The organism is Bacillus sp. SIMBA_026 (assembly GCF_046535335.1).
GTDB lineage: Bacteria > Bacillota > Bacilli > Bacillales > Bacillaceae > Bacillus > Bacillus velezensis.
Genome location: NZ_JAWRWX010000002.1, coordinates 284,290 through 299,186, shown reverse-complemented (window position 1 = coordinate 299,186; position 14,897 = coordinate 284,290). Strand labels below are relative to the sequence as shown.

The following is a 14,897-nucleotide window of genomic DNA, read 5'->3' as shown; positions in this document are numbered from 1 at the left end:
CCGCGATGAACTCATTATCGGCGGAACAGCTTACTGTCGGTTATGGCGACCGTTTGATAGCGAAAGAATTGGATATCGCCATACCGAAAGGAAAAATCACAACGCTGATCGGTCCGAACGGCTGCGGAAAATCGACGGTTCTCAAAACGATGTCAAGAATCATGAAACCGAAATCCGGCGCCGTCTATTTAAACGGACAGGCAATCATGCAAAAATCCACGAAGGACATCGCCAAGGAAATGGCAATTCTTCCGCAGACGCCTGAAGCGCCGAGCGGGCTGACGGTGTACGAACTTGTTTCTTACGGCAGGTTTCCGCATCAGTCCGGAATGGGCCGTTTGAGTGATAAAGACCGTGACATGATCAAATGGGCGCTTGAAGAGACGGGGATGGCCGAATTTTACGACCGGCCGATCGAAGCGCTTTCCGGGGGGCAGCGGCAGCGTGTGTGGATCGCCATGGCGCTCGCTCAAGAAACGGAGCTGCTGCTTCTTGATGAACCGACCACTTATTTAGATCTCGCCCATCAGCTTGAAATTTTGCAGCTGCTGGACAAATTAAACAAGGAGCAGGGCCGCACCATCTTAATGGTCATTCATGATCTGAACCATGCCGCCCGTTTTTCCCATTACATGATCGCCCTGAAAAAAGGGCGCGTCATCAAGGAAGGAACGGCGGAGGAAGTCATGACTCCCGGCATATTGGAAGACGTGTTTCAGATTGACGCACAGATTGTAAAAGATCCGCGCACGAACAAACCGGTCTGCTTAACCTACGATTTAATCCGGCATGAAAACGCAACGGTATGATGAAAAAAACGCAGAGCCATTCCGGCCTGCGTTTTTTTATTGCGCCCGGGTCTGCTTCTGTCCGGAGACGCATTTATCCAAAACGAAAAAAACCCCCGCCACAATCAGCTCCTCCGTCGTTGACAGCCAAATCTTTTCAATCAGTTTATCCGTCGTATACGCGGTCATCCAGAGGAACAGCAGCTGAACGGTGCTGGCTAAAAGGAGAAAAGGCAGCCTGCCCGTCCCAAAAAAGGTAAAGCTATGTATCATCAGCCGCTCAAGCGGTTCAAAACATAAACCGAGAAAAATAAAAAGTACGGAAAAAAGCAGGACGTACGCCATCGATCCGTAGCTCGTCCCGGCTAATGAAAATACGGCCATCATCACGATAAAATACCCGAATAATACGGCAGCGGCTGCCAGGGCATACCGGAGCACCTGAAGAAAAAACATTTTCGTCCCGTTTTGATTGATCATCTGTTCAGCTCCTTTTCACACAGAGGAGACTTGCAGAGACGGAACTCTGCAAGCCGGTGTGTGTCTTCAGCATTTCTTTTTGACGACAGGGTGTTTCTCTTTCGAAAGAATATCCGTAAAGTCTTTGCCCAGATCCAGATGCTGCTGGACGAATTTCTCAGGAAGCATGGCAAGCCATTGGTTCAGGGACACATCGGCATAGTGGTCATCCTTGAAGATTTCCAGGAAGACGAGCGGCTCATCCCCCAAATTCTCCACATAGTGGCCCATTGCGAACGGAACGTAACCGACATCCCCGGCCTGATAGTTAAATGTTCTTGCATGGCCGTCCGATGCAAAAACCGTCATCCGCCCTTTACCGGAAATATAATACTGCCATTCATGCGTATTCGGATGCCAGTGCAGCTCTCTCATTGCGCCCGGTTCGACTACGACAAGCGCTGAAGCGATCGTTTTGGACACTTTGAAGTTTGTGGAATCCGCGATATATACTTTGCCGCCGTCCGTCTCAGCAGTCGGACCTTCATCGAGCAGGCGGTAAGTGAACGGATAAGGCACTTCGCCGTTCGGGCCTTCCACAATGTCGTCTTTCAGCTTCCCGGGAACCGGCTCTTCAAAGATGTATTTTTCTTTCCGAGGCAGGCCGGCGAGGTCTTTTTCTGAAACCCCGAAATTGTTGGCGATGACATCAAGCGGCGTGTGGGCAAGCCAGTCAGTCACTTGGAATGTGCTGTTTTCTGAGAAGGAACCGTCATCAAAAACCAAGAGGAATTCACAGCCTTCTTTCAGCGCCTGAATGGAGTGCGGCAGGCCTGACGGGAAGTACCACAGATCTCCTTCCTTCACGTCATCGATAAAACTGCGTCCCTGTTCATCAACGATCGTGACCCGTGCTTTGCCCGTCAGCATATATGCCCATTCGGCTTCTTTATGCCAGTGCAGTTCACGGATGGCGCCCGGTTTTAAACGCATGTTGACAGATGCCAGATTTTCAGAAATCGGCAGCTCGCGAACGGTCACCTCACGCGCGTATCCGCCCTTTTCCAGCCGGTTGTGCACATCTGAGAAAGAGAATTTCATATTATCCACTGTGCCGTGATCCGTTTCCGGCGGCGTCAGCATATCCGGATTTTGGCGGTCTCTTTCAAGGTTGCGCGGAATCGTGACGGTCGCCCCTTTGTCTCCTCTGATCGGCTGCGGGATATTGCAGTTGTTTTCTTTTGACATGTAAATCGTCTCCTCTCAAGCTTTGTTTTTTCAGAAAGAGAATGTGAAAGGCCTTTCGTTTTCCCTTCTGCTTTGTTAAGTGATGCGTTCCGATGAAAAGTCAACTTCGTGTGAAAATTAATTTTTCATTTTCTGATCTTTCAGTTCCGTCATCAGTTCGATCAGGGCGTCAAACTTCTTCTCAAACCGTGTGAGAAGATACATGGCAATCAGAGCCGGAAAGCCGAGATTGCCGATCTGTCTGACCGCTTCTTCTATAAAAACCTGATCCATTATCAGCCACCTCCTGACTTGACCTGCAGTCATGTATATAAGTGAAAGAAAGAGCGGCTCCTGTAAACCTGATATCGCGGTTGAGGGTCTTTTTTTTGTTCCGGTAAATCCGGGACATAAGGAGTGCGGAATCTTAGTCGGAAAGGAGTAGTTTACTTTTTTTTGCTTTCTTTCATTTAATTTAAATAGGGGGCGGTTTTATGGACTATCAAGTTCTTTTACGGTCAAAATGCAAGGAAATTATGAAACATCCGATCGTTAAACATTTTTTAAGTGACCCAAAGCATTACGAGAAATTTAAAAATGTGCTGGAACATTCAGACGAGAAGGATGCAAAATCATTGGACGACCATTTTAAGCAGTTTTATAAGGAAATCCGGATCATCAAATATATGAACTCTATGATCCGGATTTTCTCCATCGATTTTGACAAACGCATCCGTAAAAATCAGAAGCGCTATCCGCTGACGGTGGATCAGCCGGAGGGAGGTGAAGCGCTTCCCTATGAAATGGGAAAAGACGCGTATGAAGAGTTTCTGCGGAAGCAGGGGGATTTGAGCCAGCATGTCCAAAACCGTGATTTATACGAAGCGCTTCAGACGTTAACCGATAAACAAAAAAGCGTGCTGACGAATATTTATCTTCACGGAGCGACGATGAAGGAGATTGCCGAGTCGCTGGGTGAATCACGGCAGAACATTTCTAATATTCATAAAAAAGGGCTCGATAATCTCAGAAAGCAGCTGGACAAGCAAAAAAAGGGGGAAAATAAGCAGTGAACGGGCCATTTGACTTCAACAAAGAGAACACAGATACCGACGAAATGGAACTTTTGATTTCGCGTTTTTCGCCAATGATAAAAAAAAAACTGAGCAATACATCATACCAGGAAAGAGAAGACCTTGAACAAGAATTGAAGATTAAAATAGTTGAAAAAGCGGACATGCTGTTATGCCAGGAAGTGCCGGGTTTTTGGGAATTTATACTTCATCTTATAAATGAAAGCTCCTGACAAAAGCGGCGGAATGATGGATATTCCGCTCTGACAACGTGAGAAAAACGAGAAGAGATGTCCGGTCTCGTTTTTCTTTTCTGTTTCCCCGCAAGACCTCCGCACTAAAAAAGTACCAAATCTTATCCATATAATGATATGATGAAAAAAACAAAGAGAAAGGAACGTCCAAGGTGGAAAATGCGTCAATTTTAATTGTAGACGATGAGAAGGCGATCGTTGATATGGTCAAACGCGTTCTCGTCAAAGAAGGCTATCACAACATTAAGACAGCCGGAAGCGCTGAGGAAGCGATTGAGTTTGTTAAACATGAATCCGCGGATCTGCTCGTGCTGGATGTGATGATGGAAGGCATGTCCGGTTTTGAAGCATGCACCGAAATCCGGAACTATACCGACGCTCCGATCTTTTTTCTGACTGCCCGTTCTTCTGATGCGGATAAGCTGTCAGGATTTGCATTGGGAGCTGACGATTATATAACAAAGCCGTTTAATCCGCTCGAATTGGCGGCGCGGATCAGAGCGACGTTAAAGAGAACCTATAAGCGCGAAGAGAAAACGGCGGTAAAGACGTATTCATACAGCCATTTTTCCTATTCGCCGCAAAACGCCGAGCTGATCGTCGGGGGCGAGCCCGTCAGCTGCTCCGCACAGCTTCTGCAATTGCTTCAATATTTCTGTGAACATCCTGATGTGGTGCTCTCTAAAGATCAGATCTATGAAAAAGTGTGGGGATATCCGTCTTACGGCGACAACAACACCGTCATGGTTCACATCCGCAAGCTCAGAGAAAAGATTGAAAAAGACCCCAGCAATCCGTCCTATATTGTAACGGTGCGCGGCCTCGGCTATCGGTTTATTCCCGATCAAGGAGAAAAAGGAACCCGCTCATGAGAATGCGCGGAAAATTTCTGCTCCACTTTTTCGGACAGCTTCTGCTTGTCATCCTGCTGATGTCCGTTTTGGCCGTCGCTTCTTTCTTCTATTTGGATTGGCGTTTCAGCGAAGCGGAAGCCAATGCGGGACTGACCAAAGCGACGGCAGACTCGTTTGAAGCGTGGCTTGATAAAAACGAAGACGGCACATGGGATGTCGATGAATTTTTAAAGATGTCGGTCAGAAAGCAGAAGGGCTGGCTGCAGATCATTAATGACAAAGAAAAAACGGACTACGCGTACAGAGTGCCGAAAGACGTGCCGAGCCATTACAGCAGAAAAGACCTCTTATCCATTTACCAGTACCGGAATTTTGACAACTACAAGCTGAATTACTGGACGGTCACGATAAATGATGAGACCTATTTGATTCTGTTCGGCTGGAAATCCGCCAGTGAGCAGCTTCTCACTTACATCGAATCACAGGAGCCATCCCTCGCTTCCCTTTCTCAATATAAAAAAAGCACGGTTGATTATATTAAACGGGAAAAAGGGGCGGTCTACCTTCTCGAAGACAGCGGCAGACTGCTCGGGGATATCAACAGCACGAAAAAAGAACGGAACACCGTCAATGAGCTTGAATTGCTGAAATACAGTTCCAAGCCGTGGAATTACAAACGGGAAATTTCTTTTAAAAGACTCGATAAAACGAAATGGATGGTCGCGTCGGTGCCGAACCCCGTGTACATCCCCGATCACGAGTTTAACAAATCATTTTTGAGAAATGTGATGAAAACCCTCTTCCTCTTGATCGGAATCCTGGTATTTATGATCTGCATCTTGACCATCTGGTACTCTTTCCGTTTCGGCTGGCCGCTGTTTCATACCATCAAATGGCTCGTCAATTTATCAAAGGGCCGGCTTGAAGAACCGAAGAACCGCAAAGGACAGCCGGTCAGCAAAAACAAAAAAGGCAAAACAAAGCAGCCGTTCCGCTTTTTCGCCGAGATTTTCGAATCGATGGATCAGCTGACCGACACGCTGAAGCGGGATAAGAAAAACAGAGAAAAAATCCAGGCGACAAGGGAAGAATGGATCGCCGGGCTGAGCCATGACTTAAAAACCCCGCTGAGCACGATTTACGGCTACAGCATGATGCTTGAATCGAAGCAATACGACTGGACCCCGGAAGAAGTCAAAGAGATGGGGCAGATCGTCCGGGAAAAATCAGAATATATGTCGAAGCTGATTGAGGACTTAAACTTAACATACCGTCTCAAAAACGCGGCCCTCCCGATCGAACGGCGGCTGATCAACGTCGTGCCGTTTATCAGAAACGTCACGAACGATTTCACGAAAAACACGTTCTCGGAAGGCTATGACATCGCCTTTGAAACCAAAAAGGAAGACATTCTTTTCGCCATTGATGAAGCGTGGTTCCGCCGTGTTCTGGAGAATCTGCTGGCAAACGCGGTTAAGCATAATAAGAAAGGGACCGCCATTCGGGTCGTGCTTGAGGAATCAGCCGAACAGCTCATTCTGAAAGTGAAAGATAACGGAAGAGGAATGGACGACGAAACGATTCACCAGCTGTTTAACCGTTATTACCGGGGAACGAATACGAAAGGCCCGTCAGAAGGAACGGGACTCGGACTCGCCATTGCCAAGGAGCTGGTACACCTTCATAACGGAACCATCCATGTCAACAGCAGAATCAGCGCCGGAACGGTGATTACGATTCTTTTTAAAAAAGATTAAGTTTGGACGCCGCTTTGTCGGGAATAACAATAGAAGACTGACAAGCAAAAGAGGTGTTCACATATGGAAGCAGCATTACGAGCAGATACGAGAGCAGTTATCGGAGAAGGCCCTTTATGGGACAAGGATAAGGAATGCCTGTACTGGGTGGATATACTGGGCAGCCAGCTCCATATCTTCACTCCGGCTGACGGAATCAACCGTTCCGTTAAATTCAAATCATTTGTCACGGCTCTGGCCTTGTATTCAAAGGAAGAGCTGGTGATGACGATGAAAGATGGGTTTTACCTGTACAATCTTCGGGAAGACACATTGACGAAGATGAAGCAGCCGAGAGACATGCGGGAAGATATCCGTTTCAATGACGCAAAATGCGACCCGTCCGGCAGATTATGGGCGGGAACGACGAGCATGGAAGGCAAAGAAGAGGAGGCTTCGCTGTACCGTCTGAATACGGACGGCAGCCTTGCCAAAATAAAAGACCAGGTCTCCACCTCGAACGGTTTGGATTGGGATCGGGACCGAAACTTGATGTACTATATCGACACTCCGACGCAGGAAATCGTCTGTTATGCATACGATCCTGAAACCGGGGCCGTATCAGATCCGAAAACGGTCTACCGCTTTCCGGAATCGCAAGGATCTCCCGACGGAATGACCATTGACCGTGACGGAATGCTGTGGGTGGCTCTGTTCGGAGGCGGCCGTGCCGTCCGGATTGACCCGTTTTTGCATAAGGAAATTGCATCTATCGAAGTTCCGGCGAAATACGTCACCTGCTGCGCGTTCGGGGGCAGAGACTTGAACACGTTATACATTACGACCGCGACAGAAAAATTGACGGAAGCCGAAAGACTTGAGCAGCCGCATGCGGGCGGCCTGTTTTCAGCAGAGCTTGAGACGGGCGGCTGGGAGCCGGTTCCGTTTGCAGGCATGATGTAAAAAAAGCCCTGGCATATGGGGAAGTTCCCATTGTGCCGGGCTTTTTTGTGTTAAATGGAGCGGATGATGCCGCCTTCAACCCGCTGTGCGGTGCCGTTAATGGCAGAAGCCGCTGATGAAGCGAGAAATACAATCGTATTGGCGACTTCTTCCGGGGTTGCATAGCGCTGAATCAAAGATGTCGGCTCGTTCACTTTAAAATAATCCCGGACGAAGCTGTCCGTGTCTTCTCCGGCAGCCTTTGCGGCTCCTTCCATGTAAGAAGCGACGCCTTCGGTCCATGTCGGTCCCGGCAGCACGGAGTTGACCGTGACATTTGTGCCTTTCGTCATTTCAGCCATTCCCCGGGACAAGCTGATTAACGCCGTTTTCGTCATTGAATACGGAATCATTTGCGCAAGCGGTTTGACTCCGGCTTCACTGGAGATGTTCAGAATCCGTCCGCTGTTTCTTTCGAGCATTTGCGGCAGAAAACGCCGGCACAGGCGCACGGCGCTCATAACATTCACTTCAAAATACCGAGTCCATTCGTCATCAGACACCTCAGCGAAGTCCTTTACTTCAAAAAAGCCGAGGTTATTGACAAGAATATCGACTTCCCCGATTCCGCCGGCGCGCTTGATCAAGTCATCCGCCTCATCCTGACGCGATAAATCCGCAGCGATGCCGTGAACCGTTCCGTAAGCGGAAAGCTCCTCAACCGTCCGTTCCACAGTTTCTTTTTTTCTTCCGTTTACAATCACCTCGGCACCTTCGGCTAAAAAGCTTTTTGCCGCGGCTTTTCCGATGCCTGAAGTCGATCCTGTAATCAACACGAGCTTTCGTTCAAGCTGTAATTCCATGATAATCCTCCTTTTTACGCCATTGTGTAACAGTATACATGATGAATTTTAGTGTGTACGAACAATTTGCTTTCATGCAAAAAGGCCGGATATACAAGCCTTAAAGACTTATAGTATAATTACTGCGAAAAAAGGATACGAATGTCAAAGAGACAATCGTTTACCATAATCAGGGGGAGTTAAAAGAATGAAGAAGATCACTGCCGTCTGGGCGGCGCTCTTTGTCACCGCCTTTGTGATCGCCGGCTGTTCCGGCGCACAGGAAGAAGGAAGCGCGGCCAAACAAAAAGCCGTCTCAACCGAAGCATTCCCGGTAACCATTAAGGATGCCTCGAACGAAAAAGTAACCATAAAGCAGGCACCGGAAAAAATCGTTTCCCTCATGCCGAGCAATACGGAAATTACATACGCGCTCGGACTGGGAGATAAGGTCGCAGGCGTTACGACAAATGATACATATCCGAAAGAAGCGGTAAAAAAACCGAAAGTCGGAGATATGAATGTGAACGCTGAAAAAGTCATCGCGCTGAAGCCGGATCTCGTGCTTGCCCACGCGTCCTCTATGTCCGCTTCCGCCGATGCGATGAAGCAACTGAAAGATGCGGGCATCACCGTCTTAACGGTCAATGATGCGCAATCGTTCCAAGACGTGTACAAATCTATCAGCATGATCGGAAAAGCGGCCGGCAAAGAAAAGCAGGCGGATAAGCTGATCAAATCGATGAAATCCGACCTTTCCGGTATAGAAAAGAAAGCGGCGGCCATTTCTGAAAAAGACGAAAAGAAAGTATTCGTCGAAGTGTCTCCTGACGGCTACACGACGGGGAAAGGCACGTTTATGAACGAAATGCTTGAAGATATACACGCGAAAAACGCCGCCGGCAGCCAGACCGGCTGGGTGCAATTGACGGATGAAGCGATTGTCAAAATGAATCCGGACGTCATCATTACGACAGACGGCGTAAAGGCCGCTGAAGTGGAAAAACGCGCCGGCTGGGGTGCCGTCAATGCGGTCAAACACCACAATGTCTATTCTGTTGATCCCGACCTTGTCACACGCTCAGGCCCGCGCCTTGTCAAAGGGGTCGAGAAGCTTGCAGAAAGCGTTTATCCTGAAACGTTTAAAAAGTAACCGCCCGCTGGCCTACACGGTCAGCCTGCTGTTTTTAGCCGTTTGTACGGCACTCGGCATTTCAATCGGCAGTCTGCATATTCCTTTATCCGACGTTTTTTGGATCGGGATCGGCCGGACATCCTCGGCTGACCCTATGAATGTAAATATTATGATGAATATCCGCCTGCCGAGAGTCGTTCTGGCTGCCCTTGTCGGAGCCGCGTTATCTATTGCGGGGGCGGCGTTTCAGGGACTTCTGAAAAATCCGCTCGCCGACCCTTATACACTCGGGGTATCTTCGGGAGCCTCAGCGGGAGCCGTTATCACCTTGTTTTTCGGCATTCAGATTCCCGTCATCGGCCGGTTCACACTACCGGTTGTCAGCATCGCCGCAGCGATTGCGGTCATGGCGGCGGTTCTGTTTTTCAGCCGCCTCGTTCATGCGTCGATGTCGGTTTCAACGCTCATTTTGACAGGCATCATCATGAATTCTTTTCTCGGGGCTCTCATTTCGCTTGTGATCGCTTTAACGGGCAATGATCTGCTCCCGATTGTCCGCTGGCTGTTAGGAAGCGTGTCAATGAGGGGCTGGGGCTATGTCGCGCTGTTTCTGCCTTTTTTTCTGGCCGGGACGGCGCTTCTGCTTATCAATGGCAGAGAATTAAACATTATGACTTATGGAGAAGAAAAGGCAAGGCTGTTAGGCGTCAGTACGGGAAAAAGAAAACTGCTGATGATCGCCGCCGGATCTCTGCTGACGGGAGGAGCGGTTGCCGTCTCGGGGACGATCGGATTTGTCGGCCTTGTCATTCCCCACGTGACACGGCTTTTATGGGGAACGGATCATCGCCATTTACTGCCGCTGTCAGCATTGACGGGCGCCGGGTTTCTCATTTTGGCGGATTTGTTTTCCCGCACCGTCATTGAGCCTGTCGAATTGCCGATCGGCATTATGACGGCTTTGGCGGGAGCGCCTGTGTTTGCCTTGATTCTGCTTCGCCAGCATCATGGAGGGAAACGCTTATGATCAGGGTGAGCAGCCTGTCCGGCGGGTACGGAGGCCGGATGATTGTGGAAGATGTCAGCTTTACCGCCGGAAAAGGTGAATTTGTCGGCATACTCGGTCCGAACGGCTCGGGAAAAACAACGCTGATGAAATTGCTGACGGGAATGCTCTCTCCGTCAAAAGGCGAGGTGCTCGCAGCAGGCAGGCCCGTCGGCGGATACAAGCCGCGGGAGCTTGCGAAAATTATGGCCGTTTTGCCGCAGCATACGGAGCAAGCCTTTACATTTTCCGTTAAGGAAACGGTGTCCTTCGGCAGATACCCGTATCAAAAAGGACTCTTCAGACAGATGGATCAACATGACGAAGACATTGTCCGGGAAGCGATGGAAATGACGGGCATCGACCGATATGCGCAGCAATCCGTCCGCAATCTGAGCGGAGGGGAGCGGCAGCGCGTCTATCTGGCGCAGGCGCTGGCTCAGCAGCCTGAGGTGCTGTGTCTGGATGAGCCGACGACCTTTCTTGATCTCAAATATCAGAAAGACCTGCTTGATACGGTGAAGCGGCTGACGAGAGAAAGAGGCCTGACGGTCATCAGCATTTTTCACGACCTAAACGCCGCAGGCCAATATTGTGATCAGCTACTGATGATGAAAGACGGACGCGCTTTTCCGAAGCAGACGCCGGATCAGGCTTTGAAAAAAGAGACGATTGAAGACATTTACGGCATCAGTGTCAGCGCTGTTGCCCAGCAATCGTCGCCGAAACCGCTGATCGCTTTCATGCCGGAAGCGCGGGAGGAAAGAGAGCCTGTCAGCGTTCCGTTCGCCTCTCTGATAAACAAAAGCGGAACTACCGTAACGCTTCATACAGAACGGCCGTTCAGAATGTTGTCAACCGCATCTGACGGCCCGGGCTTTTCGTGGAGCCGCCGGCTTTCCGGCTCAGCGGCTGCTGGTTTGATCTGCCGTACGTTTGATTCGGTCACAATTGCCGTGACTGCGCAGCATACCGTTTGGGTGCTGATCAGCGGACGTTTATCGGAACAGGGATTTGTACGGCTGTTAACGGCAGCGGCTGAAGCGAGAATGCAGGCTCTTTCCGGCAGACAGGCAAAAGGCGACATTGTCATTTGTGCCTTGCAGACAGGAGAGGCGATGGACGTCCCTCAGGCGGAAAGAGCCGTCAGAAGAGGAACCGCGGCATGTGTAAAAGCGGCGGAAGAAGGAGGAATACAACGATGAAGCTGTATACAAAAACCGGCGATAAAGGACAGACAAGCCTGATCGGCGGCAGAACGGATAAAGACAGTCTGCGGGTTGAAAGCTACGGGACGATCGATGAGCTGAACAGCTTTATCGGGCTTGCGCTTGCGGAGCTTGATGATTGTGAGAATTGCGGTGATGTGAAAGCCGAACTCCGAAACATTCAGCATGAGCTGTTTGACTGCGGCGGCGACTTGGCGACGGTCACTGAACATAGAAGCTATATATTAAGAGAGACATCTATTTCCGCATTGGAAGACTGCATAGACCGTTACACGGCTGAAGCGCCCCCGCTTGAGAAATTTATTCTTCCGGGCGGGCATAAGGCGGCTGCTCAGCTTCACATCGCGCGGACCGTCACGAGACGGGCTGAGCGTCTCGTCGTGAAACTCGGCAAAACAGAAGAGATAAACGATACGGTGATGCGTTACTTGAACCGCCTGTCTGATTATTTTTTCGCGGCGGCAAGAGCGGTTAACGCAAGACAGGGCGTTCAGGATATAGAGTATGAAAGAAGCGCCGCGGTATTCCGTGATGATGAATAACGTTTTGTTCAGCCGGCAGCAGCAAGCCGGCTGTTTTTTTATAGAGATATCCATCAATTGAACCTTTATTGACAGGAGGAAAATGTATCTTATGCATTATTGACTGAAAAATTAAAAAATGAGATATTATAAGAAACATTGTAAAATAATGGGGGATTTGATAGATGGATACATATAATAAGAGCGAGAGCATCTGGAATAAAAATTTCACCCTTCTGTTTATCTCAAGGCTAGTTAAATTGTCAGGCGACGGTTTTGCCTTTAATTCCATTCTGTGGTTTTTGATTTTTGACGGGGAAGGCGCGATCGGCACGTCCCTGTTAATTGCGGTCACGTTCCTTCCGGAGGCGATGCTGGCGCCGATTACCGGGCCTTTTATGAAGCAGCATACGCTGAAATTCTGGATGTATTTCTCCGATCTCACGCGCGCGGCGGTCGTGTTGATCATTCCGATCTGTTATTTTAACGGTTTTTCTCCTTTATGGTTTGTCATGCTTCTCATGATTGTGCATTCAGCCACGGGAGCCGCTTATAATCCTGCATCTATCTCGTTAATCCCCAATATTGTCGGAGAAAACAGCCTGCAGAAAGCGAATGCGGTCATCCAGTCATCAGGCCAGATCGTCAGGCTTGCCGCCATTACGCTGAGCGGGGTGTTCTTAACATTTATCAGTCCCGCTTATTCTTTGTTTATCGCTCTTATATTCTATCTTCTATCAGGTTTTCTCGTACTTTTTATGTCATACCAAGTCCAGCATGCCAAACAGGATACAGTCGCCGTCAGACAGCGCGGGACGTATTTCGGAAGGCTCAAACGGGGTTTCGTTCTTGTCAGGAAGCACCAGATTTTATACCCGCTCGCCATCTATTGTATCTTCATGAATTTTGCGGCCGCTCCGTGGGAGGCGCTCTCTGCCGTTTATGTCGCCGAAGATTTAAACATGCCGCCGATCATCTACTCGCTTTTGAAAGCGACAGGCACGGGCGGAGCCTTTTTAATGGGTTTTATTTTGGCTAAGGTGAAGGTGAACAAATACGGTCTCCTGTTTGTGTCAGCGGGAATCATAGAAGGGGCTGCATTTTTCATCACCGGCCTCAACACTTTTCTGCCGCTCGTCTTCCTCGCCGCGTTTGCGTTCGGATCTGCCGTCAGCGCGATTAATGTGCCGGAATATACGATTATTCAGACGTCTGTGGACCATGATGACCAGCCGCAAGTCTATGCCGTCATCCATATGATCTCAAACATATCCATTCCGCTCGGCGCGGTTCTTTGCGGGTACGCGGCTAACGCCTTCGGTTCCGGAAAAGTCATTGCCGCCGGCGGTCTCGTTGAAGTCCTGTCCGGTCTCGGAATATTGTTCTTTACGAAGCTGGCCAAAGCCGAACGCTCAGATCTCATCAGAGAAAAAGAAGCGAGCATCAGAATATAGATTTTTCGTAAAACGCCCTGCGCCGTCCGGTGCAGCGGCGTTTTTTTATGCGAAGGTCCGGGGGCTTATACGACTCCGGTCTGATATGAAAATCAATCTCTGACTCGTTTTGCCGGCCGCGGGATTTGTTTATAGTAAAGACAAGGAAAACGAAAGGAGGATCTGCATGAATATAAATGGTAAAACGGCAGGCGGCTTTCTGCTGATTGTGTTCGGACTTTCTGTCTTTTTCGGAGGAGGCCATTTCGCATTTATCATCCCGCTGGGGATCGGAGGCCTGATGCTTTACTGGGGAATCAAACGTTTTTCAAAAGGCCGGGCGGTATCGGGTATCATCGCGGGCGTCATCGGAGCTATGATTCTCGTCGGTTCTCTTCCATTTATCGTTGCGATCGGACTGGCCGGCGCCATGGTGTATTTCGGATGGAAGATGATGAAGCAGGGCGGCTCAGACACCGCTTCCCGCCAGTATGAACCGGAAGCGGCATCACCGGGCTATCAATCCGGATTTGACTCTGAATGGGAAGAATTTCTGAAGAAAAAATAAGGAGGAAAACAAAATGGTCTTAAAAAGAATAAGAAATATGTTCGTCGCATCTGTTAACGAAGGGCTTGATAAATTAGAAAATCCGAAAGTCATGCTGAATCAATATGTGCGTGATATGGAAAGTGACATCGCTAAGGCGAAACAAACGATTGTCAAACAGCACACGATCGTCCATCAGTTTAAGAAAAAACAGGAAGATGCCTCTGAAACGGCGGCAAAACGGAAAAACCAGGCTCAGCTTGCTTTTGACGCCGGGGAAGAGGAGCTAGCGAAAAAGGCTCTGACTGAAATGAAATACCTTGAGGGAAAAGCGGCCGAACATGAAAAAGCGTATGAGCAGGCGAAAACACAGCTGGCAGAGCTGAAAGAGCAGCTGGAAACTTTAGAAACGCGCCTCCGCGACGTAAAGGATAAAAAACAGGCGCTCATCGCCCGCGCGAACGCGGCAAATGCGAAGGAACATATGAACGCTTCTTTCGACAAAATTGACAGCGAAAGCGCCTACAGAGAGTTCCTTCGAATGGAAAGCCGCATTGAAGAAATGGAAGTCCGCGTCAAATACGGCACTTCAGCTGAGGCAAACACAGAATACAGCCGCTCCCAATATTCAGACGAGGTGGAAGCTGAGATTGAAAACATGCGCTCGCTTTCTCTGGAAAAAACAGAGCGTCAAAAAGCGGCTCATGAATAATGTGCACAAGGGAAGATCGGCGCGTTTACGCCTCTTCCCTATACGCACGTATCAATTCTCCGGCTTTTCCTTTATAATAAAATGAATGAAAAAGGATGGA

Annotated in this window: 17 protein-coding genes; 13 read left to right on the top strand and 4 right to left on the bottom strand. The window is 49.1% G+C overall.

The annotated features are described in order from the left end of the window. Positions 1 to 5: 5 nt before the first annotated feature. Positions 6 to 809 carry an ABC transporter ATP-binding protein gene (locus tag SB847_RS12275; protein WP_007613715.1) on the top strand — a complete coding sequence of 268 codons (804 nt, stop codon included), beginning with the start codon at positions 6 to 8 and terminating at the stop codon, positions 807 to 809. A 36-nt stretch (positions 810 to 845) separates the two neighbouring features. On the opposite strand, the gene SB847_RS12270 is transcribed toward SB847_RS12275, so the two are convergent. From SB847_RS12270 to SB847_RS12260, 3 genes are all read right to left on the bottom strand, one after another. Next, positions 846 to 1,268 carry a YrvL family regulatory protein gene (locus SB847_RS12270; protein ID WP_375004491.1) on the bottom strand — a complete coding sequence of 141 codons (423 nt, stop codon included), beginning with the start codon at positions 1,266 to 1,268 and terminating at the stop codon, positions 846 to 848. Between the two features lie 66 nt (positions 1,269 to 1,334). Then, on the bottom strand, positions 1,335 to 2,495 hold the full coding sequence (locus SB847_RS12265; protein WP_003151773.1) for an oxalate decarboxylase family bicupin: 1,161 nt from the start codon (positions 2,493 to 2,495) through the stop codon (positions 1,335 to 1,337). A 117-nt stretch (positions 2,496 to 2,612) separates the two neighbouring features. Beyond that, positions 2,613 to 2,768: a YvrJ family protein gene (locus SB847_RS12260; RefSeq protein ID WP_012118419.1), complete on the bottom strand. Its 156-nt coding sequence runs from the start codon at positions 2,766 to 2,768 to the stop codon at positions 2,613 to 2,615. Between the two features lie 242 nt (positions 2,769 to 3,010). Here SB847_RS12260 and SB847_RS12255 point away from each other — a divergent pair, with 242 nt between their 5' ends. The 5 genes from SB847_RS12255 to SB847_RS12235 all read left to right on the top strand — a co-directional run bounded on the left by SB847_RS12255 (position 3,011) and on the right by SB847_RS12235 (position 7,354). Then, a complete protein-coding gene (locus tag SB847_RS12255; protein ID WP_087920805.1) occupies positions 3,011 to 3,547 on the top strand; it encodes a sigma-70 family RNA polymerase sigma factor in 537 nt (178 codons plus the stop codon). Next, entirely contained in the window at positions 3,544 to 3,780 is a 237-nt protein-coding gene (gene rsoA, locus SB847_RS12250) for a sigma-O factor regulator RsoA (RefSeq protein ID WP_003151778.1), read from the top strand. The genes SB847_RS12255 and rsoA overlap by 4 nt, the downstream gene beginning before the upstream one ends. A gap of 173 nt (positions 3,781 to 3,953) precedes the next feature. Next, the gene (locus tag SB847_RS12245; RefSeq protein WP_070082352.1) at positions 3,954 to 4,673 is read left to right on the top strand and encodes a response regulator transcription factor; all 720 of its coding nucleotides are present in this window, start codon (positions 3,954 to 3,956) and stop codon (positions 4,671 to 4,673) included. Continuing rightward, entirely contained in the window at positions 4,670 to 6,412 is a 1,743-nt protein-coding gene (locus tag SB847_RS12240; RefSeq protein WP_224443370.1) for a HAMP domain-containing sensor histidine kinase, read from the top strand. Before SB847_RS12245 ends, SB847_RS12240 begins: the two co-directional genes overlap by 4 nt. Positions 6,413 to 6,475: 63 nt before the next feature. Continuing rightward, positions 6,476 to 7,354 carry an SMP-30/gluconolactonase/LRE family protein gene (locus SB847_RS12235; RefSeq protein ID WP_088461649.1) on the top strand — a complete coding sequence of 293 codons (879 nt, stop codon included), beginning with the start codon at positions 6,476 to 6,478 and terminating at the stop codon, positions 7,352 to 7,354. 50 nt (positions 7,355 to 7,404) lie between these two features. On the opposite strand, the gene SB847_RS12230 is transcribed toward SB847_RS12235, so the two are convergent. Next, entirely contained in the window at positions 7,405 to 8,196 is a 792-nt protein-coding gene (locus tag SB847_RS12230) for an SDR family NAD(P)-dependent oxidoreductase (RefSeq protein WP_003151783.1), read from the bottom strand. Positions 8,197 to 8,383: 187 nt separating this feature from the next. Here SB847_RS12230 and SB847_RS12225 point away from each other — a divergent pair, with 187 nt between their 5' ends. The 7 genes from SB847_RS12225 to liaH all read left to right on the top strand — a co-directional run bounded on the left by SB847_RS12225 (position 8,384) and on the right by liaH (position 14,797). Beyond that, positions 8,384 to 9,328: an ABC transporter substrate-binding protein gene (locus SB847_RS12225; RefSeq protein ID WP_410577877.1), complete on the top strand. Its 945-nt coding sequence runs from the start codon at positions 8,384 to 8,386 to the stop codon at positions 9,326 to 9,328. After that, positions 9,291 to 10,337, top strand: a complete 1,047-nt coding sequence (locus SB847_RS12220; protein WP_270353729.1) for a FecCD family ABC transporter permease — start codon at positions 9,291 to 9,293, stop codon at positions 10,335 to 10,337. The genes SB847_RS12225 and SB847_RS12220 overlap by 38 nt, the downstream gene beginning before the upstream one ends. After that, on the top strand, positions 10,334 to 11,560 hold the full coding sequence (locus tag SB847_RS12215; protein WP_410563451.1) for an ABC transporter ATP-binding protein: 1,227 nt from the start codon (positions 10,334 to 10,336) through the stop codon (positions 11,558 to 11,560). The genes SB847_RS12220 and SB847_RS12215 overlap by 4 nt, the downstream gene beginning before the upstream one ends. Further along, the gene (locus tag SB847_RS12210; protein WP_088461645.1) at positions 11,557 to 12,126 is read left to right on the top strand and encodes a cob(I)yrinic acid a,c-diamide adenosyltransferase; all 570 of its coding nucleotides are present in this window, start codon (positions 11,557 to 11,559) and stop codon (positions 12,124 to 12,126) included. Before SB847_RS12215 ends, SB847_RS12210 begins: the two co-directional genes overlap by 4 nt. Before the next feature lie 164 nt (positions 12,127 to 12,290). Continuing rightward, on the top strand, positions 12,291 to 13,559 hold the full coding sequence (locus SB847_RS12205; protein WP_007613685.1) for an MFS transporter: 1,269 nt from the start codon (positions 12,291 to 12,293) through the stop codon (positions 13,557 to 13,559). A gap of 166 nt (positions 13,560 to 13,725) precedes the next feature. After that, positions 13,726 to 14,106, top strand: a complete 381-nt coding sequence (locus tag SB847_RS12200) for a protein liaI (protein WP_308826115.1) — start codon at positions 13,726 to 13,728, stop codon at positions 14,104 to 14,106. Positions 14,107 to 14,119: 13 nt separating this feature from the next. After that, positions 14,120 to 14,797, top strand: a complete 678-nt coding sequence (liaH, locus tag SB847_RS12195) for a stress responsive protein LiaH (RefSeq protein WP_007613678.1) — start codon at positions 14,120 to 14,122, stop codon at positions 14,795 to 14,797. Positions 14,798 to 14,897: the final 100 nt, after the last annotated feature.